This window comes from Streptomyces sp. NPDC090083, assembly GCF_044747445.1.
In the GTDB taxonomy this organism is placed as follows: domain Bacteria; phylum Actinomycetota; class Actinomycetes; order Streptomycetales; family Streptomycetaceae; genus Streptomyces.
On the sequence record NZ_JBIVED010000004.1, the window covers coordinates 661,882 to 688,754 of the forward strand.

Consider the following 26,873-nt stretch of genomic DNA (forward strand, 5'->3'; position numbering starts at 1 on the left):
ATGACCACCGTCCCGCCCGCCCGCACCACACGGCTCCGCGCCAGCCGACTCCGCACCACCCGAAGCCACCGCGCCCGGCTGCTCGTCCCGGCGGCACTCGCCGCCCTCGCGTGCACGGCCATGACCGCCACCGCCTCGGACGCGTCCCCGCAGACCACCACGACGACCACGACCACCACGGTCACGACCGCCCGAAGCCACGACGGCGTCCAGCGGCCGACCGTGCTGCTCGACAACTGGCTCCGCCTCTGGAACGGCGACTACGACCGGGCGCCGGGCATCATCTCCCCCGCCTTCCGCGTCCACGCGGCCCTCCTCGACGGCGGTGACGGCAGCTCGATCCGGGGTGCCGACGGCCTGGTCGCCTGGATCAAGCAGACCCGCGCGGCCTTCCCCGACCTCCGCTTCACCGAGCAGGTCACCCCGCTGGTCGACGGCCGGCACGCGTCCGTGCGGTGGACGGCCACCGGGACCTACGCGGGCGGCTTCCCCGGCGCCAAGGCCGAACCCGGGACGGTGGTCACGTTCACCGGCACCGACACCCTCCGGATGCGCGACGGCCGGTTCGTGGAGTACTGGGTCAACACCGACACCCTCCAACTCCTCACCCAGCTCAAGGTGTTGTGACCCCGTGCGACGGTCGGGCGCTCCAGGCATCGACATGCCCCAGCACGTAGTCGACCAGCTCGGCGGGCTGAAGATTGAGGGCCGCCACGGCCGGACGGCTCAGGGCGACCCGGACCGGTTCGAAGAAGCCCGTGTCGGGGTCGTCGAGTTCGGGACCGTGACGCAGGTCCAGGTCCATGGCGACCAGTTCGGCGAGGAAGTAGTGCTGGACGACCGTGCCCGTCCCGCGCGGTTCGGTCAGCGTCAGGAACTCGGTGGCCGACCCGATCGTGGCGCCGATCTCCTCCAGCGCCTCGCGGCGCAAGGCCGCCTCCAGATCCGCGTCCTCCGGCTCGACGCTCCCGCCGACGGTCGTGCAGTACGGATCACCACCGGGCCAGCCCCGCTGGAGGAACACCAGATGACCGCCGTCGAGCAGCACGGCCCGCGCTTTGTGACGAACCCTCATGTCCCCAACGGTAGTGTACCGAACGGCAGTTCGCCCCGGACGTCGGTCGGCCCGTCCACCGCGCTACCGCACGAGCCGCCATTCCTGCGAACCGTCCGCCGCCCTGTTCCGCAGGGTCAGCGGCGCCCCGTCGGACACTCCGGTCAGGTACAGGCTCGGATCCCTGACCGCCTGCAAGCGGTAGAAGCCGTCGCCGGTCCTCACCAGGTTCCAGCTGCCGGTGGTGCTGTTGTCGACCCACTGGCCGATCCGCTGCCCGGCTGTCGCGTTGCCGGTCCAGATGGCCGCCGCCCGGCCGCCCGACTTGTTCAACAGCGTTGCCCCGCCGCCGGGTTCGGACACCACGTGCCAGTACTGGGTGTCCGGGTCCGCGGCGGAACCCCGGGCCTCCAGGACGACATCCGGGACGTTTCCGTTGCCGATGTTCGCGTCGTTCGACGTCCCGCCCGTGCCGATCACCTGGCCGGTCCTCCGGTTCACCAACCGGTAGTAGGCGCCCTTCGACCGCCCGAGGTCGACCTCGGCATAGGCGATCGTCGAGGTGTCCTGGTTGTTGAGGATGGCGATACGGCCGGTGCCGTCGACGTACTGGAGGTCGCGGCTGTACCCGGCCCGCGACGTCGTCTGGTACTCCTTCCACACCCCGTCGGCACGACCGCTCCTGTTGACCCAGACGTCACCGCTGCCTGCCGAGTTGTAGACCAGTCCTCCTCCGGGCAGCCTGATGACGACGGGACTGCCGCCCGTGGCCAGCGGACGGGATCCGGGGTCGACCGGCAGCGCGGTGACGGCACCTCCGGTCGTCGAACTCCGGTAGAACTTCAGCGGGTTGTCGGCGAGCACGTACCGCGTGTCCGCCCCGCCGCCCCAGTACTCGTAGGTGAGCAGCCACTTGCCGTCCGAGGTCCGCACGACGTTCGTCATGCCCGGCCGTCCGCCGCCGATCACTGTCCTGCCATCGCCCATGGTCCGGGTCAGCCCCGCGACGTCGACGACGGGTGCGCTCCACCGGGCGCTTCGCCCGTTCCAGGTGCGGTGGGCGAGGATCTGCCCGTGCGAGTCCGTGGCGGTGTCATTGGCGGGGTCGAGGGCGGCGAAGCCGGTGGTCGGATCGAAGCCGGAGTAGTCGTTCTCGTCGGAGTAGTAGCAGACGAGTTGGTCCTTGTAGACCATCAGGTACGGCTCCCAGACGGGGTCCACCTGCCGGTGCGTGTTGGTGGTGGCGATGTTCTGTCCGATCGCGCCCGCGCTGCCGCCCTGCGGGCCGCCGGTCGCGATGACGTCGAGGACCTTCCAGGACGCGCCGCCGTCGGTGCTGGAGTACAGCGCGATGGCGAGGTCGCCGCGGTCGCCGTCGTTGGTGGGCGTCCAGTTCGGGTCGGCCGCCTTGTGTTCCGTGTAGTACGCGTCGTCGCCCGAGACGACACTCGCCAGCAGCAGGGTGCCCCGCTGCAGCCGGCCGACGTCCCGCGGCAGCGTGTAGAGGTAGGGGTTGGTCCAATTGCTCGTGTACTTCGCGTACTTGGGGTCCTTGGACAGATACGCGGGAGCCTCGACCTCCGACAGCGGTCGCCAGCTCGTCCCGTGGTCGTCGCTCGCGTAGACCGGGAGTGTCTGCCCGTCGGCACTGCCCGTGGCCGGGACGACGGTGGACTTCTCGAACGACGCGACCAGGCGCCCGCCGGGCAGTTGGGCCGACTTCGGGTAGACGGCGCAGTTGCCCCGCCCCTTGAGGCACGGCTCGCTGCCGAGTCGATAGAGGATTCCGCCCGTGGGGTCGTACGCCTGCGCTCCGGTCGCCATGGGGACCGCCAGCATCGCCGCGGCCCCGACGAACGTACCCAGCGCCCGTACCGCTCTGCTTCTTCGCACCGCTACTCCTTCACGTCGGTCGGGGAGACGAGTACGCGCACCTCCCACGGACCCAGTTCCAGCACCGCGCCCGCGGCGAGGGCCGTGCCGTCCAGGACGTCGACGAGATCGGCCGGCACCGTCGAACGGGTCCGCTCCCAGCTCCAGTTGTGGACGATGTGCACCCGACGGCCGTCCGGCGAGGTCCCGGTCGTCGCCGTGACGGACGCCGGGAGATCGCCCCATCCACTGCCGGCGACCGGCGCCAGCCATTCGGCCAGTGCGCGGGCGAGATCGCGGCCGGGCACGGTGCCGACGTGCGTGACCCGTCCCTCCCCGTGACGGCGGGTGGTCACGGCGGGCCAGCGTCCGAAGTGCGGGTGGTCGTAGGTCGCGAGGATCTCGGCGTCGGTGACGGTCAGGCCGTCCGCCCAGTACGTGGCGGTCGCGGTCTCGGGCAGCGACAGGGGGCTGTCGGGCGCGGACCGTACGGGCACGGGCCGCACGAGGTTGCTGAACTCGTCGTACGAGACTCCCGCCGCGTCGGTGAGCCGGGCGGGGGCCGGTTCACGGCGGGCGCGGGCCTCGTGGTCGGCGTAGCCGGTGCGCGGGCCGAGGACCAGGTGGCCGCCGGACCGTGCGTAGGCGGCGAACCAGTCGAGCGTGGTGTCGTCGGCGAGATACAGGGCGGGGACCACGAGCACGGGGTGGCGGCGGGCGGCCTCCTCAGGGGCCATGCCTTCGCTCCCCCTCGGGGAGGACCCCCGGCCGCGCGGGTCGTGGAGTTGGCGGGCGTGAACGACGCGGACCTGGCGTCCGGCGTCGAAGACGCCTCGGTAGAAGGGGTCGAGGATGCGGTGGTAGGCGGCGGGGTCCGGTTCGCCGTCCGGGGTCGCGAGGGGCGGGTGCTTCTGCATCAGCCACTTGCTGGGGGTGGAGTAGACGAGGGTGATGTCGGCGTCGGGTTCGAGACCGGCGACGAGCGGGCCCGCCGCCTCGAACTCCTGGCCCAGCCGGGCGAGTTCGGCGTAGGTGCGGCCCGGGCGCCCGCTGTGCGGAAGCACTCCGCCCCAGTAGGTCTCGGCGCCGAAGCGCAGGGTCTGCCACTGCCAGTACTCGATCATGCGGGCACCGCGGCCGACGAGGGCCCAGGCGGCCTGGCGCCACTGGCCGTCGTAGGCGGGCCGGTTGTCCCAGGCCATGCCGATGGACTGGGCGTTGGTCTCGGTGACGAGGAAGGGTGCCTGGCGGGAGGAGAACATCCAGTCGGCGGTCTGGTAGAGGGACCAGACGCCGGTGGTTCTCCACTTCTGCTCGTGGGTGTCCGGGGTCGGGTCGGGCAAGAGCAGGCCGTCCTGCATGTCGTAGTACGGATTGCCGGAGGCGATGTCGAGTCGGTCGGTGAGCCGGTCGTCCTCGACCGCCGGGCGGGTGTAGGAGATGCAGGTCGTGACGAAGTGCCCGGGGCGGGCGTACTCACGGACGATGTCGGCCTGCCAGCCGATGAACTCGGTGCACTGGCGGGCCTGGAACTCCCGCCAGGCGACGTCGTACTGGGGTTGGACGTTGCCGTCCGGGGTCCACAGGTCGGCCCACGTGGACAGCCGGTGGGACCAGTAGACCAGGCCCCACTCGCGGTTGAGGGTCTCGACGTCGCCGTACGTCGCGCGCAGGTGGTCGACGAAGCGCTGGAAGACACCGCGGTTGTGGAGCAGCTCCAGGCCCGGTTCGTTGTCGACCTGGAAGCCGATGACGGCCGGGTGGTCGGCGTACCGGGCGACGACCTCGCGGATGATCCGCTCGGCGTGGAAGCGGAACGCCGGGTGGGTGAAGTCGACTTCCTGCCGGGCGCCCCAGCCGATCCGCTCGCCGGTGCGCCGCTCACCGGTGATCTCCGGGTACTGGCGGGCCAGCCAGGGCGGTACGGCGTAGGTGGGGGTGCCGAGGACGACGGAGATGCCGCGTTCGTGGGCACCGTCCAACACCGGGCGCAGCCAGTCGAGTTCGAAGCGTCCGTTCTCGGGTTCCCAGGTCGACCAGACGGACTCGCCGACCCGGATCACGGTGAAGTGTGCCTCGGCCATGAGGTCGAGGTCGGTCTTGAGCTGCTCGTCGGGCCGTACGTCCGGGCCGTAGGCGGGGTGGTACTCGTGATAGTAGGCGGCACCGAACAGAACGCGGGCGGGCAGATCCGCCATGGACAAACCTCCGGTGGATGAGGGGACTTACTGCTTGACGCCGCCTGTGGCCAGGCCGCTCTGCCAGTACCGCTGGAGCAGCAGGAAGGCCAGGACGAGCGGAACGATCGAGATGAGGGAGCCGGTCACGACGAGGGCGAGCAGGTCGCTGCTGGCTCCGGCGCCGCCGTTCTGCGCCCGGGCGGCCCAGGAGGAGAGCCCGACCGTGATGGGGTACAGGTTCGGGTCGTTGAGCATGATCAGCGGCAGGAAGTAGTTGTTCCAGGTCGCGACGAGCGTGAAGAGGATGACCGTCACCAGGCCGGGAGCGAGCAGACGCAGTGCGATCGTGCAGAAGATCCGCAGCTCTCCGGCGCCGTCCACGCGGGCGGCCTCGATCAGGCTGTCGGGGACGGCGTCCTCGGCGGAGATCCGCATGAGGTAGAGGCCGAACGGGCTGATGAGGGACGGCAGGACGACGGCCCAAGGGGTGTTCACCAGGCCCGCCTTGGCGAAGAGCAGATAGGTGGGGATGGCGAGGGCGGTGGTCGGGATCATGATGGCGCCGAGGACCAGGTTGAACGCGGCGCCGTGGCCGCGGAAGCGGTACTTGGCGAAGCCGTAGCCGGCCGCCGCCGCGAGGAGTGCGGCGCCGAGCGCGCTGGCCCCGGCGTAGAGGACGGTGTTGAGCAGCCAGCGGCCGAACACGCCGTCGTCCTGGGTGAAGGTGGCCCTGATGTTCGACAGGAGCTGCGGCGCGTGGGAGAACCAGAGGCCGAAGGTGTTGAACAGGTCCTGGGTGCTCTTGGTCGAGGCGATCAGCAGCCAGCACAGAGGCAGCAGGAAGTAGGCCAGGACGGCCAGCATCGCGATGGTCAGCGGGGTGCTGCGGCGGCGGGCCGGCGCACGGCGCGACGGGCGGGGCCCGGTGCCAACCGGCTTTGCCGTGGCGGTGGTCGAGGCGGCGGGTGTCACGGTGGTCATGCGGTCCTCCTGCGGTTCGCGGTGAGCAGGAAGGCGTACGACACGATCACGATGACCAGTCCGAGGATGAAGGAGACGGTGGCCGCGTAGTTGGTCTGCTGGCTGATGAAGGCGACGGAGTAGGCGTAGAGGTTGGCGGTGTAGGAGCTGTCGATGACGTCCGGGGCGACGCTCATCAGCAGTTTCGGTTCGTTGAAGAGCTGGAAGCTGCCGATCACCGAGAAGAGGACGGTGAGGGTCAACGCCGGTCGCAGCGCGGGGAGTTTGATGGACCAGGCGATCCGCCAGGCGCCGGCGCCGTCCATGGCGGCGGCCTCGTACAGCTCGGCGGGGACGGTGCGTAGCGCGGCGTACAGGATGATCATGTTGTAGCCGACGAACTCCCAGGTGACGATGTTCGCGAGGCTGCCGAGCATCCAGCCGTCGGTGAGGAAGTGCGGGGCCGGCAGGTGGAGGTCGTGGCTGATCTGGGCGAAGGGGCCGAAGTCGGGGCCGTAGAGGTAGCCCCACATCAGGGTGGCGATCACGCTCGGGACGGCGTACGGGACGAAGATGCCGAGGCGGATCACCCGGGCCAGGCGGAGGAGGCCGCTGTCCAGGGCGAGCGCGAAGCACAGGGCGAGCACCAGCATCACGGGGACCTGGATGACGAAGAAGAGGGCGACCCGGCCCAGTCCCTTGAGGAGTTGGGGGTCCTTGAGGGCGGTGGCGTAGTTGTCGAGGCCGACGAACGTCGAGCCGCCGATGAGGCGTTCCTGGAAGAGGCTCAGGTAGGCGGCGTAGCCGAGCGGGGCGAGGAAGAGCAGCAGGAACAGCACCATGAACGGGGCGACGAACAGGGCTCCCGCTGAGGCGGGTTGGCGTCGTCGGGGCGGGGATTCCTTACGGGAGGGGGCTGTTGTGGCCATCGTCAGCCTCCCTTGACGGTGAAGCCCTGGCTCTTGGCGAAGGTCGTGATGCGTGACTGCCAGGAGCCGAGCGCGCGGACGGTGTCGGTATTGTCGGCGAGGGACTTGCCGACGGTCTCGGTCCAGTCCGTGGCCACCCGGTCGAGGAACGGCGGCCACTGGAAGGCCGGGTCGACCTGGGCGCTGATGTCGGCGAAGACCTGGTTGACCTTCTGGCCGCCGTAGAAGGCGGGGGCGTCGGCGAGGAAGCCCGCCTCGGCGAGCAGGGGCTTGGTCGCCGGGAAGAAGAACTGCTCGGTGGCGAACATCCTGGCGCTGGTGGGGTCGCTGTTGAGGAACTGGGCGAACACCGCTGCCTGGACGGGGTTCTTGGTGGAGCGGATGACGGCGGTGGTGGAGCCGCCCCAGTTGCCCGAGCTGGGTTTGGCCGCGTCCCACTGCGGGAGCGGGGCCGCGCGCCACGTGCCGGAGGTGGCCTTCGCGGACCCGGAGAGGAAGGCCGGTCCCCATGCGCCGGTCAACCAGGTCGCGTACCGGCCCTTGTTCAGGGCCGCGTACCAGGCGTCGGTGAAGTCGGGCTCCACGCCGATCACGCCGTCCTCGGCGAGGGTGCCCCAGTACGCGCCGAGCTTCCTGGAGACGGCGTCGTCGACGCTGACGGTGATGTCGCTCTTGCCTGACGTGATGTATGGCTTGGCGCCCGCCTGCCACAACAGGCCGTGCCAGGCGGCGACTTGGTTGGCCGCGAGGTTGGTGAGGTAGACGTCCGGGTCGGCCTTGTGCAGCTTGCGCGCCGCGTCCGCGAACGCGTCCCAGGTGGTGGGGACTTGGATGCCGTGCTGGTCGAAGATGTCCTTGCGGTAGAGCATGCCCATCGGTCCGGTGTCCTGCGGGATGGCCCAGATCTCTCCGCCGCTGCCGCTGACCTGCGCCCATGTCCAGTCCACGAACGTCGACTTGAGCGCGGAGGCGCCGTAGGGACGCAGGTCCAGCAGGCTGTCCGTGATGGTGAAGGTCGGGATGGCCTGGAACTCGATCTGCACCATGTCGGGGGCGCCGCTGTTCGCCTTGAGTGCGGTGCGCAGCTTCGTGTACTGGGGCGTGCCCTGGCCTGCGTTGACGACCTTGACCTTGACGGCCGGGTACTTCTTCTCGAAGAGGGCGACCTCCTTGTCGATGTTCGGGACCCAGGTCCAGAAGGTCAGTTGGGTCGGGGCCTTCATCGCCTTGTCGATGTCGGCCTGCGCCACCGGAGCGCTGGACGAGCTGCTCGTACCGCCGCCGCCTCCGCCGCAGGCGGCCAGCGACAGGGCTCCGGCGGCGACGAGGAAGCTCCGACGGCCAAGGGAGGAGGGCGAGTTGAGGAAGGGTCCGGACATGGTGAACTCCCGCGAGAGGGTACGAGGAACCGGCACACCGGGAACGAGGGCGTGCTGAAGGTGAGGTGGGGACGGCGTGGAGGGGAGGGCGGAACCGGGCGTCACCGGTGCCGCGGACGCCCCTTCAGGGGCACGGGTCCGGATCGATGCGCGGCTCGGCCGCGTGGGCACGGCCGGCCCCCACCGGGCCCGCGGTCAACGGACTCGCGAACCCGGCGGAACAGCTACCGGGGCGCCGCCGAAGACGCCCGGACGACGAGTTCGACCGGCGGATCGGTCATCGGCAACGGATCCGACCCGGGGTTCTCGATGGCATGCACCAGCAATTTCAGACCGTCCTGCGCCATGGCGTCGAACGGCTGCCGCACGGTCGTCAGCGGCGGAGTCACGTACGCGGCGACCGGGGTGTCGTCGAACCCGACCACGCTGACGTCCTCCGGAACGCGCCGACCCGCCTCCGCCAGCGCCCGCATCAGTCCGATCGCCATGTCGTCGTTCGCGGCGAACACCGCGGTGACGGCGGGGTCGGCGAGGAGTTCACGGCCAGCCGCGTGACCGGACGCGGCCGACCAGTCCCCCTCGACCACCGCGGGTTCCGCCCGCCCGTGCGCGGCGAGCGCGGCACGCCATCCGTCGAGCCGGTCCCGCGCCGACCACCAGCGCTGCGGTCCGGCCAGATGGTGGACCGTGCGGTGCCCCAGTTCCAGCAGGTGTTCGGTGGCGGCCCGCGCCATCTGCCCGGAGACGATCCCGCCCGTCACGACATGCGACGCGGCGAACGGCGGCGGCGCGCCGAGCACGAGGACCGGCACGTCGACCCGCGCCGACAGCTCCGCTCCGCCCTCCTCGTCGATGGGCTCCGAGATGACGATGCCGTCCACGCCTTGGTCCAGGAGCGAGTCCACGGCACCGGCGATGCCCGCCGCCTCGCCCTCCATCGTGTTGACGACACGGAGGGCGTATCCGGTGTCCCGTACGGCCCGTTCGACGCCCATGAGGAGTGAGGCGGGGCCGTACAGGGCGGTGCCGAGCGTCACGACGCCGATGGACCGGGTGCGTCCGGAGGCGAGTGCGCGGGCGGCGTTGTTGGAGCGGTAGCCGAGTTCTCCGGCCGCCGCGAGGACTCGACGGCGTACGTCCTCGGAGACGTACGGCTCGTCGTTCATGACCCGGGACACCGTCTTCTGCGAGACGCCCGCGAGGCGTGCCACGTCCACGCTGCGCGGTGCGGCTCCGCCGCCACGTCCTGCCACTGGTGTCATGGTGTCTCCCGATCTCCGGCAGCCGCATCCTAGCCCGGCTCCGGGTTATGACTGCGCTGTCATGACTGCGCAGTCATATCTACGCAACAGGGCTGGACGCGTCAAGACTTCGCGCGGAATCCGCGCCATGCGGGCACACCGGGGAGGGAGCTCCAGACCGGGCAGGTGTGCGGTGAGCGACACGACGGGGGTGATGCCGCCGGCGCACGCCGTCGGCGCAACGGGGTTCGCCGTTGCGGCCGGGGCGACAAGGACGGGCAAACCGTCAACCATCACCCTCGGACAGTCATACGACTCTCGTTCATAGCTACGAACTTGACTCCCGGTGGGTGCCGTCGGCGTCGAACCTCTGATAGTTAACTTTCCTGTCAGTTCGCGTGACGACCAACTCCCCACCCCCCACCACCTTTTGGAGTCCCCGTGGCCCACCTGTTCCACGACGCTGCGCCCTCCGAGCCGACGAACCCCTCGCGTCGGACGCTCCTCGCCCTCATCGGTGTGTCGGTCGCGGCGGCACCCCTGCTGCGCGCCCCGCAGGCCTCGGCCGCCCCCGCCGTCACCGCCGCGGCGGTCGGCCTCGACGACCCGGCGAAGAAGGAGATCGCCATGAAGCTGGTGTCGAGCGCCGAGAACTCCTCCCTCGACTGGAAGGCCCAGTACAAGTACATCGAGGACATAGGCGACGGCCGCGGCTACACCGCCGGGATCATCGGCTTCTGCTCGGGCACCGGCGACATGCTCGACCTCGTCCAGCTCTACGCGACCCGCAAGCCCGGCAACGTCCTCGCCAAGTACCTGCCCGCGCTCCGCAACGTCAACGGCACCGACTCGCACTCCGGACTCGACCCGAACTTCCCCAAGGACTGGCGCACGGCGGCCCAGGACACGGTGTTCCAGCAGGCGCAGAACGACGAACGCGACCGGGTGTACTTCAACCCGGCCGTCAGCCAGGGCAAGACCGACGGGCTGCGGGCGCTGGGGCAGTTCACCTACTACGACGCCATCGTCATGCACGGCGACGGCGACGACCCCACCAGCTTCCGCAACATCCGTGCCCGCGCGCTGCGTTCGGCCAAGCCGCCGGCCCAGGGCGGCAACGAGACGACGTACCTCAACGCCTTCCTCGACGCGCGCGTGTGGGCCATGAAGCAGGAGGAGGCCCACAGTGACACCACCCGGGTCGACACCGAGCAGCGCGTCTTCCTCCGCAACGGCAACTTCGACCTCAACACCCCGCTGACCTGGAAGGTGTACGGCGACAGCTACACCATCAACTGATCTGCCCCGCCCGCTCGTCGAGCAGTGACGCGAGCGGACGGAGCGGCGCCAGGGCCCGCGGGCACGGGGCCCTGGCGCACCCACGCGGACCGCTACGACGACCTCGCGGCCGACCCCCTTGCTCCGAGGCCGGTGCGGCCGATCCGCGCCCCTCCCGACGGCACCCCGCGGAAAACGTTGCAACCACCACAGGGGTACACTGACGCCGCCCAGGAGAACCGCGTCGTGCCTGGTCGCACGGCTGTCACAGCGAGGGGGTGGACGCCGTTCAGGTTCGCCCCGCCCGTATCCAGGACGTCGCAGCCGCCGCGGGCGTCTCGGTGTCCACGGTCTCGAACGTCCTGAACCGGCCCGAGCGGGTCAACGCCCGCACCGCCGAGCGGGTCCGCGACGCGGTCGCCGCACTCGACTACGTCCCCCACCCCGGAGCCGCGGGTCTGCGCACCGGCCACTCCTCCTCCATCGGCCTGGTCCTCCCCGACGTGGCCAACTCCTTCTACTCCCGCATCGCGCGCGGTGCCGCCGACGCGGCCTACGAGCACGGCTACGCCCTCGTCCTCTGCGACAGCAAGGACGCCCCCGAGCGGGAGCAGGGCTACTTCACGATGCTGATCGAGCAGCGGGCCGTGGGCGCGGTGGTCGTACCGCTCGGCGCCGACCCCACCCGCCTCACCCGGCTCCGCGCACGCGGCATCCCGCTCGTCCTGGCCGACCGCGCGCTGTCCGCCCAGGACGGCTGTTCCGTCTCCGTCGACGACATCGCCGGCGGCCGGGTCGCCGTGCGGCACCTGCTGGACTGCGGGGCGCGCGACATCCTCGTGGTGAACGGCGAGCGCGGCATCGTGCAGTGCGCCGACCGCTACCAGGGCGCCCGGCAGGCGGTCCGCACCCGCCGCGAGGCCCGCGTCCGCCAGGTCGTCGCCGACGAGATGACGGTCGCCCACGGACTGGAGATCGCCCGCACCCTCGACGAGCTGCCCGACGCCGTGTTCTGCACCAACGACTTCCTCGCCGCAGGCCTCTGCCGCGGCCTCGGCGAGCGGGGCGTGCGCATCCCCGAGGAGATACAGGTCGTCGGCTACGGCGACCTCGACATCGCCAGCTTCGTCGGCACGACGCTCACCACGGTCCGCCAACCCGTCGAGGAACTCGGCAGAGCCGCCGTCGGCATGCTCCTCGACGAGGTGGAAGCCCGCGCCGAACACGCCCACGAGACAAGGGTGTTCGCCCCGGACCTCGTCCTACGCGACTCCACCCGCCCGCTGCCCGTCCCGAACCCGTAGCGTCACCGGCCCCAGCAGTCCCGACGCCAGTTGCGCCGGGAACGCCCAGGCGGTGGGCGTCGTCTCGGCGAACCAGGGCGCCAGGGTGTTGTTGACGGTCACCTCGACCCGCACCAACCGCCCCGCGGTGCCCGGGAGTTGACAGCGATACGGCGGACAGAACGCCTCGCCGACCTCCGTCCCGTCGACGGCCACCGACACGCTGCCCCGCACCCGCCCCAGATCCAGCACGGGGTCCGAGCCGGGCGGCACCTCCACCTCCCGTGCGTAGGTCACACCGCCGCTCCAGCCGCCCAGGCCGAGCGACTGCCAGTCGCCCAGGGGGAGTTGAGCGGGAACCGTGCGGACGCGCACCGGTCCACGCCACGCGGATCCGCCTCGCAGTACGGCCGTGGGCACGGTCACGACGTCGACCTCCGTGGGCTCGGGAAGCGGCCGGCCCAGGGTCAGGACCGGGCCGTCGAGCTGCGTCTCGGCGCCGTCACCGACCCGTACCGTGGCCGCCGACTCCAGCGGCAGGTGAAGCGACACGGTCCCCGCCGGAACGGTGAAGCGGAACCGCTGGGCGCGTGCGCGCACGGAGTCCGTGGCCCGCAGCGGCAGTACGGCGCTCCCCAGCACCGGCGCGCCGGTGAGCCACTCGGTGTCCGGCAGCGGGTGCGGTCGTACCACCGCGTAGCAGTGCTGCAACTCCCCCCAGCGGCCCAGATGTTCGACGGTACGGCCGTGCCACTCCCCCGTCTCCGCCTCCCACCCCGCGCCACTCACCACGTGGTTCACCGGGTCGGCCACGCAGTCGACGAACACCGCCTCGCGCGGGTCGACGGCGTCGGCCACCACCTCCAGCACGTGTTCGCCGTCGCCCAGGGCGAGTTCGTGCCGGAAGAACATCGGCACCGCGCCCCAGTCGGACGCGTAGTACTCCACCTTCTCCTGCCGGGCGACGACCGCGCCGTCGAGCAGCACGGTGACGCCCACCGCGGCGCCCACGATCAGGACCGCCCGGCCGACGGCGTTCAGCCGCCCCCGGTAGGTCACTCCGCCGGACGGCCGTACGTCCTCCGGCAGGCACATGAACTGCGGGCGCGGACCGAACGCGTCCGGGCGGCTCAGGCAGAAGTAGCTGCCCAACGGGGTGTCGGCCGCGCCGGAGATCAGCAGCGGCCGGTCCTGGGCGTCCCCCAGCTCGTATTCGAGGACGTTGCGGGTCCTGCCGATCTCCACGGGGGCGGTCGCGCGATACCCGGTGCCGGTGTCCAGGCGCGCGCCGTTCCACCACACGCGCTTGGTGGCAGCGGCACCGATGTGCAGCTCGGCGGGGCCCCGGTGGTCCGTCTCCACGATCGCGCGGACCCGGGCGACCGTACGGGGTTCGGGCACCGGGACGCGGACGAACTCCTCCGCCACCAGGCCCTTGTTGCCGAGCAGACCGTCCGGGTCCGGGATGCCCCGGCTGGAGGAGTACAGCGAGACGCCCCAGTCGGCGGAGGCGAGGGGCAGGTCACCGGCGAGGACCTGTTCGACGGCGGACGCGTCGAGCGGATCGGGGGCCTGGGCGGACGGCACCGGCGCGAGGACGCGGACCCGGTTGCCGTACGTCGCCCGTGTCCGCTGCCAGTCGGTGTCGGAGTCCTCGGTCTCGGTCCACCGCATGGTCCAGATCCGGGGTGCGGTGACGGACGAACCGGCGGGCAGCGCGAGGTCGCCCCAGGTGTTGTCCATGGTGGGGACCAGGCGGCCCTCCCAGCCGGTCGAGATGTCGACCGCCCGTTCCGGCAAGGGGGTGGGCACGGTGGTCGGGTGGGTCTCCGGGGTGCCCTCGCGCCATACGACGAGGACGGCGGGGGCGCCTTCGAGCGGTACCTCGATGGTGGATCGGCCGTCGGCCACGGCGACGCGGGCCGGGACCCGGGTGCCGCTGGCCGGGTTCCAGATCTCGGCCTCGGTGACCGTGGCACGGACGGTGACGGTCGAACGGCGGGCGTAACGCGCCGGGTCCGCCTCGTGGTCGACGTCTCCCGGAAGCGTGCGGGCGTCCGGGAAGGCGCCCGTCACGAGGGCGACCGCCTCGACTCCCTCTCTCCTGACCAGCAGTGGCACCTCTCCGGTCGCGTGTCCGGCCGTGTCGGCCAGCATCGTCGCGCCCTCTTCGGCGTCGCTGGCCCGCTCCAGGCGCGGGTGCTTCAGCAGGGCCGCGACGACGGAGTCGTCCCCGGTCGTCCCGGCCGCCGTCGCGGGCGGACGGCCCACGACCACCACCCGGCCGCCCGCGTCGAGGAGTTGGGTCAACCGACGGGCCGTCTCCTCCTCCAGGACGCTCGCCGACGGCAGCAGCACCGCGCGATACGCCAGGTCCGTGACGCGCAGGGCTCCGTCGGCGGCGGTGGCGCGCTGGACGGACGCGTCGTCGACGACGTCGAAGGCGATGCGGTGGCGGTCCAATGAACCGACGTGCGGGTCACGCCAGTTGTTCGTGCCGCAGAGGTCCAGGTAGTCGCGCTGTGTCCCGTCGACGTCGGCATGCCCGTCGCCGAGGCGGCCGTCGCCGAAGTGCTGGACGGGGGCGTCCAGCGGGATGAGGGACTGCATGGTGGCGGTGGGGTGCAGGACCGCGACGTCGGCGCTGTAGGTGCCCCAGGACATGATCGAGCAGATCCGGGCGACGGCACGGGAGAACGCCGGGTACTGCCGCCAGTAGGGCTGGCGCCAGTCGGTGGACGGGGGCGCCCACTCGAACCAGCCGCCCGCCGTGCCGAAGTAACTGGCGTGCGGGTTGTACAAGTTGGCGCCGCTGCGCAGGAACGGCAGGAGCCAGTCGTAGGTGTCCGCCAGGGTGCCGCCCCAGCCGGAGGAGTGGAACGCCTCGATCCAGACGCGCTCGTGGCCGTAGAGGTGGGCCATGGAGGAGTGGACCTTGGAGTCGCCGTGGTGGTCGCTGCCCGCGGCGCCGTACCAGCGGTGGGTGCGGAAGTAGTCGGTGTAGATCTGCGTCGACTGGGCCGGGAAGCCCGCCCGCGCGGGATGGCTCTGGTCCGCGCCGACGAGCATGCCGCGTTCGCGGTGCCAGGCGGCGAGCGGCTTGAAGAGGGCCTCTTCGGTGAGTTCGGCCCGGACCGCGTAGTAGTCGGCGCGGATCTTCGCCGCGCGGGCGGTCAACGGGCCGAACAGGGCGGGGAGATGGTCGAGGAGGTCGTAGCCGCGGCGGGCCCGGAACTCGCGGGGGAAGCGGTGGCTCCAGGAGTTGGTGCCGGGCAGCTCGTCCTGGAAGCTGCCCGCGACGACATTGCCGAGGTACTCGGGGACGCGCCGGTCGTACTCGTGGTGGACGGTGTCCAGCAGCAGGCTCACCGCGTGCGGGTCCAGGTAGTCGAAGGCGGTAGGGACGGCGACGACGAGCTGTACGTCCGTGCCCTCGGGAGGCGCGGTCAGGCGGCGGCCCTCCCTGTCGTAGGCCGCGACGAGGGTCTCGGCGCCGCGCAGGGCGATGGTGCCGCCGGTGACGGTGGCTCTCCGCGAGCGCAGGGCGAGGCCGGTGGCCTCCGGGTGGCGGCGGGTGACCGCGCCCTGGACGTTGGCGCCGGAGAAGCCGATCTGGTCGTAGAACCACAGGCGGGTGCCGATGTCCCGGGCGATGCGGCAGGTGTCGGTGAAGCGGTCCCACCACTCCTCGCCGAACCACGGCGGGTCGTCGGTGCGGGCGCCGAAGGCCGGTCCGGCCGGGGCCAGGTTGATGACGACGAGGTTGTGGACGCCGCCGTCCGCGAACCGGCGCAGCTGCCAGTCGAGTTGCTCGCGGGTGACCCTGGCGCCCGACCACCACCACAGCGGGGTGGGGCCGAAGTCCCGGGGCGGGGAGTCGAAGAGCTGCTGCAACGCGGATGAGATCACGGTGTTGGTCCTTCCGGGTGCGGCTCGGTCACCCTCACGGATCAAAAAACGTTTTATGTCGGCTCCGTCGTCCGTCACCTGCGATGTTGGCATCGGATCCGGGACTCGGGAAGGAGGCCCGCTCGGCTTGCCGCAGATTGCCTCGGATACGTGCGAGAGGGCTTGTTGGAACGTTTTTCGAACCCTATATTCACTGCGACCCCGGCCCAGAGCCGCGAGGAGCCGCATCATGATCCGATTCCCGTCCCCACCGGAACACGCGGAACAGCCGCCCATCCCGAGGCACTTGTGGAAAGTGGCGGCCCTGTCGGGCATGGCGTCCTACCTGGACGCCGCGCTCATCGTCAGCATCGCCGTCAACCTGGCCATCTACCGCGACCACTACGACATGGGCGTGTGGATGGCCGGTGCGATCAGCGCGATCGTCACCGGCTGCATCGCCGTCGGCTCCCTCGTCGGCGGCCGCCTCGCCGACCTGTTCGGGCGCCGCCGCGTCTACAACCTGGACATCCTCTGCTACGCGGTGGGCGCGATCGTCATCACCCTCGCCCCCAACGACATCGTCCTCTTCGTCGGCGTGCTCGTCGCGGGCCTGGCCGCCGGAGCCGACCTGCCGACCTCCCTGGCCGTGGTCTCGGACGCGGCACCCCCCGACGGCCGGGCGCGCCTCGTGTCGTTCACCCAGGTCATGTGGGTGCTGGGCATCGTCGTCGTCATCTTCCTCGGCTACCTCCTCTCGGACACCGGCATGACCGGCGCACGGTTCATCACCGGCCATCTGGTGGTCGCCGCGCTGGTCACCTTCCTGCTCCGCGCCCGGCTCGAACTGGCCGAGCCGTCCGAGGCGGCACAGCGGGAGGAAGCGGCCGCGCTCGCCGCCCCGCGCGGCATCGAGCTGAAGAACGTGTGGAACCGCGCCGCGCTGCTGCCGATGATCGCGACCTTCGTCTACTACGTCACCTGGGGCATCGGCGCCAACACCTTCGGCCAGTTCGGCACCTACCTCCTGGTCACGGTCAGCGGCGCCTCGCAGAGCCTGGCCACCGGCATCAACCTGGCCTTCCTGCCCATCGCACTCGTGCTGACCTTCGTGTTCGTCCGCGTCGCCGACACCCCCTGGCGCGACCGGCTGTTCTACGTCTTCACCGTCGTGCAGGTCGTGGCCTTCAGCATCGCGTCCCTCACGGCGGGCGCGCTCGCCGGCATGCTCGTCTTCTTCGTGCTGTACCAGATCTCCAACCCCTTCGCGGGCGAGGCCAGTTACAAGGTCTGGTCGCAGCTCACCCTGCCCCCGGACACCCGCGGCACCACCCAGGGCCTCACCTACGCCCTCTCCCGCGGGGTCTTCGCGGGCGTCGCGTTCGTCACGCCCGCGCTGATGGACTACAGCGCGTCGCTCCTGCTGTGGCTGATCACCCTCTGCATGGCGGCGTCCGGGATCGCGGGCGTGTACGTCATCCATGTCCTCATCCGGCGCTCCCCCGACACCGCGGTGGCCCCGGCGAATCTGGGCGTGGCCCGGACCTGAGTCCCGCACCGGCCCCCGGACCGCACACCGGACCCCGGACACCGTAAGGACACCACGCATGACAACGCCCGACCCCACGACCGTCACCGTGACCGACGAACGCGCCGCCGCCCTGCGCGAGTTGCTCTCCCCGGCACCCCGCCGCCGCACCCGGATCGGGCTCGTGGCGGGCGGCCTCGGCGCCTACTGGCCCCAGTTCCCGGACCTGCTGCCGCAGTTGAAGGAGTCGTCCGCGTACGTCGCCGAGCGCTTCCAGCGGATGGACGCAGAGGTGACCGACGTCGGCTTCATCTCCGACGCGGTAGAAGGAGCGGCGGCGGCCGAGCAACTGCGGCGCGCGGACTGCGACTTGATCGTGCTGTTCCTGACGACCTACCTGACCTCGTCGATGGTGCTGCCGATCGCCCGGCGCTCGCACACCCCGGTCCTGGTCATCGACCTCCAGCCGTCCGAGCGCATGGACCACGCCTCCTTCGACACGGGCGCCTGGCTCGCCTACTGCGGGCAGTGCCCGGTGCCCGAGGTCGGCAACGTGTTCCGGCGGGCGGGCATCCCCTTCCGGTCGGTGTCGGGCTGGCTGCGCCAGGAGTCGGCCTGGCGGCGCATCGAGCAGTGGATCCGGGCCGCCCATGTACGCGCCTCGCTCCGGCACGCGCGGCACGGACTGATGGGGCATCTGTATCCCGGCATGCTCGACGTGTCGACCGACCTGACGCTGCTCCCGGCGACGTTCGGCTCGCACGTCGAGGTGCTGGAGTTCGACGATCTGCGGCACCGGGTGGAGCAGGTCGGCGAGGCCGAGACCCGGGAGCGCACGGCCCTCGCCCGGCGGGTCTTCGCCGTCGACGACAGCGTGGTGGACGAGGACTTCGCGTGGGGGGCGACCGTGTCCGTCGCCCTGGACCGGCTCGTCGAGGACTTCGGCCTCGACACCCTCGCCTACTACCACCGGGGCCTCGACGGCGAGCTGCACGAACGGCTCGGCGCCGGCATGATCCTGGGCGCCTCCCTGCTCACCGCCCGGGGCGTGCCGGCCGCCGGTGAGTACGAACTCCGCACCAGCCTCGCCCAGTTGGCGACCCAGAGCATCGGCGCCGGAGGTTCCTTCACCGAGATCCAGGCCCTCGACTTCGAGGCCGGCGTGGTGGAGATGGGGCACGACGGGCCCGCCCACCTCGCGGTCAGCGCCCGGGATCCGCTCCTGCGCGGCCTGGGCGTCTACCACGGCAAGCGCGGCTGGGGCGTCAGCGTCGAGTTCGACGTCCGGCACGGGCCCGTCACCCTGCTCGGCCTCGGCCAGGACGCCGACGGCAGCCTCTCCTTCGTCACCTCGGAGGGCACCGTCGTCCCCGGACCCCACCTCGCCATCGGCAACACCACCAGCCGCGTCGACTTCGGCCGCGATCCGGGCGAGTGGGTCGACGCGTGGAGCGCGACGGGCGTGGGCCACCACTGGTCCCTCGCCCTGGGGCATCACGCGGCGGACTTCCGGGCCGCGGCGAGTCTGCTGGGGATCGAGCACCGGGAGGCGTGAGGACGGCGGTGCGCGCGGGCACGGGCCCTGCCGGGAGCGGGCGTTCACGCCGGGCGCGGGCCCGGCAGCCGCCCGGAGGGCACCCCGCCGGTTCAGTACGGCAACGTGATCCGGTGCTTCTCCAACGCCCCCGAGTACCGGCTCAGCAGCGCGTCGAACCCCGCCAGCAGCAGTCCCGCCGCCTCCCCCGCCTCGGTCAGGTCGCCCCGCTCGCAGGCCTCGACCACCTCGGCCACATCGCGGCGGAGGATCTGAAGCGAGTCGCCCTGGATGAGCACGCCGGGGAACCGGCGGCCGGGCAGACGGACCACGGCGTCGTTCCCGCCGTCAGTGAACAGCTCTGCGTCTATACGCTCCATGGAGCCATCCAACCCGACAGCACCGCCCGACTTCAACGACGTTGTCCGCGAAGGACCTTGGACACGGCACAGCAGCACCGGCACCCGGCCGCCGTCAACGCGCCCGGCTCGGGCGGCGACGTCACGCGGCGGACCCGCCGCGCCCAGCCGTGGCACGGGGCCGCACGCCCGGCTCCCGGTCCCGGCCGCGTACCCAGAAGAACAGGACCACCGAGGACAGCGCCGCGACCGCGCACCAGGTGGAGACGAACTCCAGCTCCCACAAGGTCCAGCAGATCAGCGCGCCGACCGCGACCAGCACGCCCAGCACCACGAGGCCGCGCTCACCGGACAGGAGCAGCGCGCCGATCGTCGCCACCAGGTAGCCGGCGATGACCAGTTGGGGGTGCGGCAGATGGACGACGTAGCCGAGGGTGTGACCGCGGATCTCGGCCGTCACGGAGTGGGCGGCGAGCGCGTGCCCGAGTGCCGCCGCCGTCACCGCGCCGATCACCACGAAGACGCTCAGCCGGGGCCTGGCCCGCCGGGACGCGGCGCACCAGGCGCCCACCGGGACCCAGACCGCCAGCAGCGGCATGGCGATGACGGCCCAGGCGAGGGTGGCGGGCCCCGAGCCCCCGTCGGCGTCCCACACCGCCGACTCCACGATCTGATGGGCGCCCAGCAGCAACGGCAGTGCGGCGAGCGGCAGATCGGTCCGCCGCCTGGCCCGTGCCACACACGCCACTCCCACAGCGGCGACCGCCGCGCCCGCCACGAGGTCGGCCTTCGCACTCCAGCACATGGCACCTCCACGGGTCCGTCCGCGTCCACTGATCACCGGCCACGCTACGTCCTGGCCCCACCGCACCCCGGGTGACACGACGGCCGCGCGTGCCGTGACGGCCTGCCCGCGAACCCTCCGTCGACGACCGGCCCGGACAACAGCCGGGCCCACGGCCGGAGTTGACGGCGGTGCCACGAAACCACCCCCGGCCTGCGCGGGAAGGTCCCCCCATGATTGGCTGACCCCGCCCGCCGCACACCGTGCGCACGCAGCAGGAGGACACCGCAGCCATGAGCAATGCCTACACGTTCGAGTACAAGGTCGTCACCTTCCGGGAGTCGCTGATCGGCGACGCGCTGGACAGCGACAAGCTGGAGAAGGTCCTCAACAAGCACGCCGAGGACGGCTGGGGCCTCAAGGCCATCACCGCCGCCGACGTCAAGGGCCGCATAGGTCCCGGCGCGGTCGAGGGCCTGCTCCTCACCTTCGAGCGGCCTCGCGCGTAACACCCACACCGTACGCGGGACGGGGGACGGGACGCCTCAGCGCCGAGGCCGGGTGAGCGGCGTGCCGGGGCCCGGGATCTCCCCCGACCCGCGGGGGATCAGCTCGGTCGGCATGACGACCCTGCGCGGCGGTGACGTGTCCCCGTGGATGCGGTCGAACAGCAGCTGCGCGGCGCTCGTCGCGAGGGCGACCGGGTCCTGCGCGATGACCGTGACCGGCGGTGTCAGCTGCGCGGCCAGCGCGAAGTCGTCGAAGGCGACGAACGCGACGCCGGCGGGCAGCACCGCCCGCACCCCGAACGCGAGGACCTCGTTGCCCGCGAGGACGGCCGTGGGCGGCTCCGGTGCGCGCAGGAGCGCGATGACGGCCCGGGCGGCGTCCGCGCCGGACCGTACGTCGTGCCGGACGAGCGCCGGATCGGCGGCGATGCCCGCGGCGTCCAGGGCCGCCAGATAGCCGCGGTGGCGTTCGCCGGACGTCCAGATCTCCGGCCTGTCGCCGAGGTAGCAGATGCGGCGGTGGCCGTGCGCGATCAGATGGCCCACGGCCCGCCGTACCGCGCCGAAGTTGTCCACCACCACGGTGTCGACGTCGAGGCCCGGTGCCACCCGGTCCACGCACACGATCTTCGTGCCCCGCGCCTGCGCCGAGCGCAGCACGCGGTGGTCGCCCGCGACCGGGGCGAGGATCAGCCCGTCGACCCTGCGCGCGGTGAAGGCCGCGATGACCTCGCGTTCACGGTGGAGGTCGGCGCGGCTGGAGCCGATGAGGACCATGTTGCCGCGCCGGTGCGCGACGTCCTCGGTGGCCGAGGCGACGGCGGCCATGAAGGGGTCGGCAACGTTGTCCACCATCAGTCCGATGGTCTGGCTCAGCCGGTCCGCGCGGCGCAACTGCCGTGCCACGTCGTCGCGTTGATAGCCCAGCTTGCGGACGGCGGCCGCCACCCGGGCGGCGGTACGGGGTGCCACGCCCGCCTCGCCGTTAACCACGCGGGACACCGTCATGACGCTGACGCCCGCTTCCGCGGCCACGTCCTTCATCCTGGGTCGGCTGGGACGACTGGTCACGCCGTGTCCTCCCGAGGTCATCCAGCGCGACCGGATCAGAGCCTGTCCGGCGGGCCGACGGTGTCCGCCCAAATCCCCGTTCGTTCACGACCCTTGACGCCCACTCACGGGCCTCCCAGAATCGACGAGCTGTTAACGATACCAACCAGAAGGCACAACATGGCCTCTGCAAGAGAACCGCTTCTCGCGGCACACGGTGTGGTCAAGCGTTTCGGCCATGTCCAGGCGCTCTCGGGCGCCGACTTCACGGCGTACGCCGGTGAGGTCGTCGCACTGATCGGTGACAACGGCGCCGGCAAGTCGACGTTGGTGAACGTACTTTCCGGCGTGCTCACCCCGGACGAGGGCGAGGTGCGCCTGGACGGGACGCCGGTCCGCTTCGCGGGGCCGATGGACGCGCAACGGCACGGGGTCGAGACCGTGTACCAGGATCTCTCGCTGGCACCGGATCTTGACGCGGCGTCAAATCTGTATCTCGGCAGGGAACTTGTGCGTGGAGGCCTGCTCGGCCGGCTGGGCGTGCTCGACCGGCCCACCATGCGCCGGGAGGCGATCACGGCCTTCGCCGAACTCGGCGTGGAACTGAAAGATGTGACGGCTCCTGTGACAACGTTGTCAGGAGGGCAGCGGCAGTCCGTGGCCGTGGCGCGCGCCGTCGCGTTCGCCAACAAGGTCATCTTCATGGACGAACCGACCGCCGCCCTGGGCGTCGTCCAGCGCGCCCGGGTCCTGGAGACCGTCCGCAGGGTCGCCGACCGGGGCATCTGCGTCGTCCTCATCAGCCACAACATGCCCGAGGTGCTGTCGGTCGCGGACCGGGTCGAGGTCCTGCGGCTGGGCCGCCGGGTCGCGTCGTTCACCGCGGCCGACGCCACGATCGAGAAACTCGTCGGCGCCATGACCGGATCGCTGGACGAGCCCGCGCAGAACGGGAACCACGACCCGGTCGGCGCGACGGAAGCGGAGGACGGGCGATGAGCGCCAACAGCCAGGACATCAAGCCGGCCGCCCCGGCGCAGGAGCCGCCCCCGGCCGCGGACGGACGCCTCACGATCCCGCCGTGGCTCCGACGGGCCGCCGGCATCAGCGAGTTGTGGACCTTCGTGATCCTCGTCGCGCTGGTCGCGTTCTTCACGATCGCGGCGCCGGGCAAGTTCTTCACCACGTACGACATCACGCAGATCGCCGTGAACGCGGCCATCTACCTGGTGCTCGGCGTCGGCATGACGTTCGTGATCATCACCGCGGGCATCGACCTGTCGATCGGCTCGGTGCTGGTGCTGGCGGCGGTGGCCGCCGGTGAGTACAACATCCACCACGGCGGGCCCACCGCGGGCTGGTTCACGGTCGCGGTCTGTGTGGTCATCGCCCTTGCGGTGGGGGCGGGTTGGGGCGCGTTGCAGGGCGCGGTGGTGGCGACCGGGAAGGTGCCGCCGCTGATCGTGACCCTGGGCGGTCTGGGCGCGGCACTCGGCATCGCCGAACTCGCCACCGGCGGCCAGGACCCCTCCGGCGCCTCCGCTGCGCATCTCCAGAACAGCCTGGGATTCGGCAAGTTGCTCGGCATCCCCTGGATGGTGATCCTCGCCGCGGTGGTCACCGCCCTGTTCGGCGCGGTGCTCGGCGCCACCCGGTTCGGCAGCCACACCCTGGCGATCGGCTCCAACCCGACCGCCGTCCGCCGCGCGGGCATCTCGGTGGGCCGCCATCTGATCAAGGTCTACGGCCTGATGGGCCTCCTCGCCGGTCTCGGCGCGGTGATGTGGCTGGCGTCGTACGGCACGACGTCGATCGCCGGGCACTCCACCGACAACCTGAAGGTGATCACCGCGGTGGTCCTGGGCGGCACCAGCCTGTTCGGCGGGCGGGGCTCGGTCCTCGGCACGGTGATCGGTGTGTTCATTCCCGCGGTGCTGACCACCGGGCTGATCGTCATCGGCGTCCAGCAGTACTGGCAGGACGTCGCCGTCGGTGTCGTCCTGGTCGCCGCCGTCTACATCGACCAGATGCGCAGGAAGACCCGAGAGCGTGCGTGACCGCCGCCCCGCTCCCCTCCCCGACTCTCGCCCAGACCCTCGTACCACCCAGGAGGACAGCCTTATGTCGAACATCCGCCTCACCCGCAAAGTACTGGTCGCCGCGGGCACCGTGCTGGTCCTGACCGGCGCCGCCGCCTGCAGTTCGTCGAGCGACAGCGGCAGTTCGGGGTCGAAAGGAGGGGCCTCCGGCAAGAAGGTCCGGCTGATCACCGGTGTGAAGAGCGACCCCTTCTACATCACCATGACGTGCGCGGCGCAGACCGAGGCCAAGGCGAAGGGCATGGACTTCTCGGCGGACGGTTCCGCGCAGTGGGACGTCTCCGTGCAGCGGCCCCTGCTCGACTCGGTGGCGGCGTCGCGGCCGGACGGGCTGCTGATCTCGCCGGTCGACACCAGCGCGCTCACCCCGTCGCTGAAGCAGATCCAGTCGGCGGGCACCAAGGTCGCGCTGGTGGACACCACGGTCACCGACGACTCGATCGGCATGACCCGCATCTCGTCCGACAACGAGAAGGGCGGCCGGGTCGCGGCCGACGCGCTCGCCAAGCTGATGAACGAGAAGGGCTCGGCCATCGTCATCAGCGTCAAGCCCGGTGTCTCCACCACGGACGCGCGCATCAAGGGCTTCACGGAGGAGATGAAGAAGTACCCGAACATCAAGATGCTGCCGACCCTCTACGACAACGACCTGCCGGCCACCGCGGCCTCGCAGATCCAGTCGACGCTGGCGGCCCACCCGGACCTCGGCGGTGTGTTCGCGGGCAACACCAACACCGGTCAGGGCATAGCCACCGGCCTCAAGCAGGCGGGCAAGGAGGGCAAGGTGCAGGTCGCCGCGTTCGACGCCGAGCCGGACGAGATCGCCTCGCTCAAGGCGGGCACCCTCCAGGTCCTGGTCGCGCAGGACCCGGCGGCGATCGGCAAGGAGGCCGTCGACCAGCTCGCCGACGCCTTCGAGGGCAAGTCGGTCCAGAAGTCGATCGGCACCAACATGGTCGCCATCACCAAGGCGAACATGAACCAGCCCGAGATCAGCAAGTACTTCTACAAGTCGGGGTGTTGAGCGCACTCCCCCGTTGTCGCCGCCGGGCGCCCGTCCGTGTCACGGGCGCCCGGCGTCGCCGTGTCCGGGAGAGGGAAGCGTCGCGTCGGGGAGTGGGAAGCGCCGCGTCCGGGAGTGGCAAGCGTCGCGTCGAGAAGACGGAAGCACCGCGTCGAGGAGAGGGGCGCGCCCTGCCGCACCGCCCTCGCACACGAGGGGCCAGAAGAGGGACTTTGCATGACCATGCGCGAGGGTGCATAATCTTCCTATGTCTAAGGTCCTCACCTCCCTCCCCACCGGCGAGCGCGTCGGCATCGCCTTCTCGGGCGGACTCGACACCTCCGTCGCGGTCGCCTGGATGCGCGACAAGGGTGCCGTCCCCTGCACCTACACCGCCGACATCGGCCAGTACGACGAGCCCGACATCGCCTCGGTGCCCGGCCGCGCGCAGGCCTACGGCGCCGAGATCGCGCGCCTGGTCGACTGCCGTGCGGCGCTGGTCGAGGAGGGCCTGGCCGCGCTGACCTGCGGGGCGTTCCACATCCGCTCCGGCGGGCGCGCCTATTTCAACACCACCCCGCTGGGCCGTGCCGTCACCGGCACGCTGCTGGTCCGGGCGATGCTGGAGGACGACGTCCAGATCTGGGGCGACGGCTCGACCTTCAAGGGCAACGACATCGAGCGGTTCTACCGCTACGGCCTGCTCGCCAACCCGCACCTGCGGATCTACAAGCCGTGGCTGGACGCGGACTTCGTGACCGAGCTGGGCGGCCGCAAGGAGATGTCGGAATGGCTGCTCGCCCATGAGCTGCCGTACCGCGACAGCACGGAGAAGGCGTACTCCACCGACGCCAACATCTGGGGCGCCACCCACGAGGCCAAGACCCTGGAGCACCTGGACACGGGCGTCGAGACCGTCGAGCCGATCATGGGCGTCCGCTTCTGGGACCCGTCGGTCGAGATCGTCACCGAGGACGTGACGATCGGCTTCGACCAGGGCCGCCCGGTGACGATCAACGGCAAGGAGTTCTCCTCCCCCGTCGACCTGGTGATGGAGGCCAACGCCATCGGCGGCCGGCACGGCATGGGTATGTCCGACCAGATCGAGAACCGGATCATCGAGGCCAAGAGCCGCGGTATCTACGAGGCCCCCGGCATGGCCCTGCTGCACGCGGCCTACGAGCGGCTCGTGAACGCGATCCACAACGAGGACACCCTCGCCCAGTACCACAACGAGGGCCGGCGCCTGGGCCGGCTGATGTACGAGGGCCGCTGGCTGGACCCGCAGGCCCTGATGGTCCGCGAGTCCCTGCAGCGCTGGGTCGGCTCGGCGATCACCGGTGAGGTCACCCTGCGGCTGCGGCGCGGCGAGGACTACTCGCTGCTCGACACCACGGGCCCGGCGTTCAGCTACCACCCGGACAAGCTGTCCATGGAGCGCACCGAGGACTCGGCCTTCGGCCCGGTCGACCGCATCGGCCAGCTCACCATGCGCAACCTCGACATCGCCGACTCCCGCGCCAAGCTGGAGCAGTACGCGGGCCTCGGCCTGATCGGCACCGGCAACGCCGCGATCGGCGCCGCGCAGGCCGCCGCGACCGGCCTCATCGGCAGCATGCCCGAGGGCGGCGCCGAGGCCATCGCCTCCCGCGGCGAGGTCTCCGAGGACGACGCGCTGCTCGACCGCGCGGCGATGGAGTCCGGCACCGACTGATCGACTCGGCCCCTGTGCACGGTCGCCGGGCCGGTCCGACGCGTTCGCCGTCGGACCGGCCTTCGGCGTTGGGGCCGAGGGGGACCGCCGACCGGCCGCGCCCGCCCCTCCGTCCTCCCCCGCTCCCCGCTCCCCGCTCCCCGCTCCCCGCTCCCCGCTCCCCGCTCCCCGCTCCCCGCGTAGCCTTCCTCCGTGACCACGCACCCCGCCATCGCCGTGAGCGTCGAAG

The 26,873-nt window shown here is 71.2% G+C and carries 21 protein-coding genes; 10 read left to right on the forward strand and 11 right to left on the reverse strand.

Annotation, left to right across the window (positions count from 1 at the left end; translation table 11 throughout):
• Positions 1-627 carry an ester cyclase gene (locus tag ACIPTO_RS18205; protein WP_401193168.1) on the forward strand — a complete coding sequence of 209 codons (627 nt, stop codon included), beginning with the start codon at positions 1-3 and terminating at the stop codon, positions 625-627.
• Here ACIPTO_RS18205 and ACIPTO_RS18210 read toward each other — a convergent pair.
• From ACIPTO_RS18210 to ACIPTO_RS18240, 7 genes are all read right to left on the reverse strand, one after another.
• Entirely contained in the window at positions 614-1,075 is a 462-nt protein-coding gene (locus tag ACIPTO_RS18210; protein ID WP_401193171.1) for an NUDIX domain-containing protein, read from the reverse strand. The genes ACIPTO_RS18205 and ACIPTO_RS18210 overlap by 14 nt on opposite strands.
• Positions 1,076-1,138: 63 nt before the next feature.
• Positions 1,139-2,893, reverse strand: coding sequence for an RICIN domain-containing protein (locus tag ACIPTO_RS18215; protein ID WP_401193659.1), 1,755 nt, complete (start codon positions 2,891-2,893; stop codon positions 1,139-1,141).
• 56 nt (positions 2,894-2,949) lie between these two features.
• The gene (locus ACIPTO_RS18220) at positions 2,950-5,124 is read right to left on the reverse strand and encodes a beta-galactosidase (RefSeq protein ID WP_401193174.1); all 2,175 of its coding nucleotides are present in this window, start codon (positions 5,122-5,124) and stop codon (positions 2,950-2,952) included.
• A gap of 27 nt (positions 5,125-5,151) precedes the next feature.
• On the reverse strand, positions 5,152-6,087 hold the full coding sequence (locus tag ACIPTO_RS18225) for a carbohydrate ABC transporter permease (RefSeq protein WP_401193177.1): 936 nt from the start codon (positions 6,085-6,087) through the stop codon (positions 5,152-5,154).
• Entirely contained in the window at positions 6,084-6,995 is a 912-nt protein-coding gene (locus ACIPTO_RS18230; protein ID WP_401193179.1) for a carbohydrate ABC transporter permease, read from the reverse strand. The genes ACIPTO_RS18225 and ACIPTO_RS18230 overlap by 4 nt, the downstream gene beginning before the upstream one ends.
• Positions 6,996-6,997: 2 nt before the next feature.
• Positions 6,998-8,374 (reverse strand): ABC transporter substrate-binding protein, encoded by a 1,377-nt coding sequence (locus ACIPTO_RS18235; RefSeq protein ID WP_401193181.1) that lies wholly within the window; start codon positions 8,372-8,374, stop codon positions 6,998-7,000.
• Positions 8,375-8,598: 224 nt separating this feature from the next.
• Positions 8,599-9,636, reverse strand: a complete 1,038-nt coding sequence (locus ACIPTO_RS18240; RefSeq protein ID WP_401193184.1) for a LacI family DNA-binding transcriptional regulator — start codon at positions 9,634-9,636, stop codon at positions 8,599-8,601.
• A gap of 420 nt (positions 9,637-10,056) precedes the next feature.
• Here ACIPTO_RS18240 and ACIPTO_RS18245 point away from each other — a divergent pair, with 420 nt between their 5' ends.
• The gene (locus ACIPTO_RS18245; protein WP_366317556.1) at positions 10,057-10,914 is read left to right on the forward strand and encodes a chitosanase; all 858 of its coding nucleotides are present in this window, start codon (positions 10,057-10,059) and stop codon (positions 10,912-10,914) included.
• A gap of 257 nt (positions 10,915-11,171) precedes the next feature.
• Entirely contained in the window at positions 11,172-12,197 is a 1,026-nt protein-coding gene (locus tag ACIPTO_RS18250; protein WP_401193187.1) for a LacI family DNA-binding transcriptional regulator, read from the forward strand.
• On the opposite strand, the gene ACIPTO_RS18255 is transcribed toward ACIPTO_RS18250, so the two are convergent.
• Complete coding sequence (locus tag ACIPTO_RS18255; protein ID WP_401193189.1) at positions 12,156-16,085, reverse strand: glycosyl hydrolase; 3,930 nt, start codon at positions 16,083-16,085, stop codon at positions 12,156-12,158. The genes ACIPTO_RS18250 and ACIPTO_RS18255 overlap by 42 nt on opposite strands.
• 229 nt (positions 16,086-16,314) lie before the next feature.
• Here ACIPTO_RS18255 and ACIPTO_RS18260 point away from each other — a divergent pair, with 229 nt between their 5' ends.
• Both ACIPTO_RS18260 and ACIPTO_RS18265 read left to right on the forward strand, forming a co-directional pair.
• Positions 16,315-17,613: an MFS transporter gene (locus ACIPTO_RS18260; protein WP_401193191.1), complete on the forward strand. Its 1,299-nt coding sequence runs from the start codon at positions 16,315-16,317 to the stop codon at positions 17,611-17,613.
• A 58-nt stretch (positions 17,614-17,671) separates the two neighbouring features.
• Entirely contained in the window at positions 17,672-19,147 is a 1,476-nt protein-coding gene (locus ACIPTO_RS18265) for an arabinose isomerase (protein WP_401193194.1), read from the forward strand.
• Positions 19,148-19,239: 92 nt separating this feature from the next.
• On the opposite strand, the gene ACIPTO_RS18270 is transcribed toward ACIPTO_RS18265, so the two are convergent.
• Together ACIPTO_RS18270 and ACIPTO_RS18275 are read right to left on the reverse strand one after the other, a co-directional pair.
• The gene (locus tag ACIPTO_RS18270; protein WP_366317546.1) at positions 19,240-19,506 is read right to left on the reverse strand and encodes a DUF6959 family protein; all 267 of its coding nucleotides are present in this window, start codon (positions 19,504-19,506) and stop codon (positions 19,240-19,242) included.
• Positions 19,507-19,627: 121 nt separating this feature from the next.
• A complete protein-coding gene (locus tag ACIPTO_RS18275) occupies positions 19,628-20,290 on the reverse strand; it encodes a DUF6629 family protein (protein ID WP_401193196.1) in 663 nt (220 codons plus the stop codon).
• Positions 20,291-20,562: 272 nt separating this feature from the next.
• On the opposite strand from ACIPTO_RS18275, the gene ACIPTO_RS18280 reads away from it, so the two are divergent.
• Positions 20,563-20,778 (forward strand): DUF4177 domain-containing protein, encoded by a 216-nt coding sequence (locus ACIPTO_RS18280; RefSeq protein ID WP_366317542.1) that lies wholly within the window; start codon positions 20,563-20,565, stop codon positions 20,776-20,778.
• A 36-nt stretch (positions 20,779-20,814) separates the two neighbouring features.
• Here the strand turns inward: ACIPTO_RS18280 and ACIPTO_RS18285 are convergent, their stop codons facing one another.
• A complete protein-coding gene (locus ACIPTO_RS18285; protein ID WP_401193198.1) occupies positions 20,815-21,849 on the reverse strand; it encodes a LacI family DNA-binding transcriptional regulator in 1,035 nt (344 codons plus the stop codon).
• Positions 21,850-22,008: 159 nt separating this feature from the next.
• Here ACIPTO_RS18285 and ACIPTO_RS18290 point away from each other — a divergent pair, with 159 nt between their 5' ends.
• The 4 genes from ACIPTO_RS18290 (at position 22,009) to argG (ending at position 26,644) form a co-directional block, all read left to right on the forward strand.
• The gene (locus ACIPTO_RS18290; RefSeq protein ID WP_366317537.1) at positions 22,009-22,827 is read left to right on the forward strand and encodes an ATP-binding cassette domain-containing protein; all 819 of its coding nucleotides are present in this window, start codon (positions 22,009-22,011) and stop codon (positions 22,825-22,827) included.
• Complete coding sequence (locus ACIPTO_RS18295; protein WP_366317535.1) at positions 22,824-23,885, forward strand: ABC transporter permease; 1,062 nt, start codon at positions 22,824-22,826, stop codon at positions 23,883-23,885. The genes ACIPTO_RS18290 and ACIPTO_RS18295 overlap by 4 nt, the downstream gene beginning before the upstream one ends.
• Positions 23,886-23,949: 64 nt before the next feature.
• On the forward strand, positions 23,950-24,951 hold the full coding sequence (locus ACIPTO_RS18300) for an ABC transporter substrate-binding protein (RefSeq protein WP_366317533.1): 1,002 nt from the start codon (positions 23,950-23,952) through the stop codon (positions 24,949-24,951).
• Between the two features lie 247 nt (positions 24,952-25,198).
• Positions 25,199-26,644 carry an argininosuccinate synthase gene (gene argG, locus ACIPTO_RS18305; protein WP_366317531.1) on the forward strand — a complete coding sequence of 482 codons (1,446 nt, stop codon included), beginning with the start codon at positions 25,199-25,201 and terminating at the stop codon, positions 26,642-26,644.
• The last annotated feature ends 229 nt before the right edge of the window (positions 26,645-26,873 follow it).

Bases quoted from the DNA above. Each gene is read 5' to 3' on its own strand.
- ACIPTO_RS18240 (WP_401193184.1), bottom strand. From the start codon at position 9,636: ATGACACCAGTGGCAGGACGTGGCGGCGGAGCCGCACCGCGCAGCGTG.
- ACIPTO_RS18215 (WP_401193659.1), bottom strand. From the start codon at position 2,893: ATGCTGGCGGTCCCCATGGCGACCGGAGCGCAGGCGTACGACCCCACG.
- ACIPTO_RS18235 (WP_401193181.1), bottom strand. From the start codon at position 8,374: ATGTCCGGACCCTTCCTCAACTCGCCCTCCTCCCTTGGCCGTCGGAGC.
- ACIPTO_RS18220 (WP_401193174.1), bottom strand. From the start codon at position 5,124: ATGGCGGATCTGCCCGCCCGCGTTCTGTTCGGTGCCGCCTACTATCAC.
- ACIPTO_RS18300 (WP_366317533.1), top strand. From the start codon at position 23,950: ATGTCGAACATCCGCCTCACCCGCAAAGTACTGGTCGCCGCGGGCACC.
- argG (WP_366317531.1), top strand. From the start codon at position 25,199: ATGTCTAAGGTCCTCACCTCCCTCCCCACCGGCGAGCGCGTCGGCATC.
- ACIPTO_RS18275 (WP_401193196.1), bottom strand. From the start codon at position 20,290: ATGTGCTGGAGTGCGAAGGCCGACCTCGTGGCGGGCGCGGCGGTCGCC.
- ACIPTO_RS18270 (WP_366317546.1), bottom strand. From the start codon at position 19,506: ATGGAGCGTATAGACGCAGAGCTGTTCACTGACGGCGGGAACGACGCC.
- ACIPTO_RS18260 (WP_401193191.1), top strand. From the start codon at position 16,315: ATGATCCGATTCCCGTCCCCACCGGAACACGCGGAACAGCCGCCCATC.
- ACIPTO_RS18295 (WP_366317535.1), top strand. From the start codon at position 22,824: ATGAGCGCCAACAGCCAGGACATCAAGCCGGCCGCCCCGGCGCAGGAG.
- ACIPTO_RS18230 (WP_401193179.1), bottom strand. From the start codon at position 6,995: ATGGCCACAACAGCCCCCTCCCGTAAGGAATCCCCGCCCCGACGACGC.
- ACIPTO_RS18265 (WP_401193194.1), top strand. From the start codon at position 17,672: ATGACAACGCCCGACCCCACGACCGTCACCGTGACCGACGAACGCGCC.
- ACIPTO_RS18225 (WP_401193177.1), bottom strand. From the start codon at position 6,087: ATGACCACCGTGACACCCGCCGCCTCGACCACCGCCACGGCAAAGCCG.
- ACIPTO_RS18205 (WP_401193168.1), top strand. From the start codon at position 1: ATGACCACCGTCCCGCCCGCCCGCACCACACGGCTCCGCGCCAGCCGA.
- ACIPTO_RS18290 (WP_366317537.1), top strand. From the start codon at position 22,009: ATGGCCTCTGCAAGAGAACCGCTTCTCGCGGCACACGGTGTGGTCAAG.
- ACIPTO_RS18280 (WP_366317542.1), top strand. From the start codon at position 20,563: ATGAGCAATGCCTACACGTTCGAGTACAAGGTCGTCACCTTCCGGGAG.
- ACIPTO_RS18210 (WP_401193171.1), bottom strand. From the start codon at position 1,075: ATGAGGGTTCGTCACAAAGCGCGGGCCGTGCTGCTCGACGGCGGTCAT.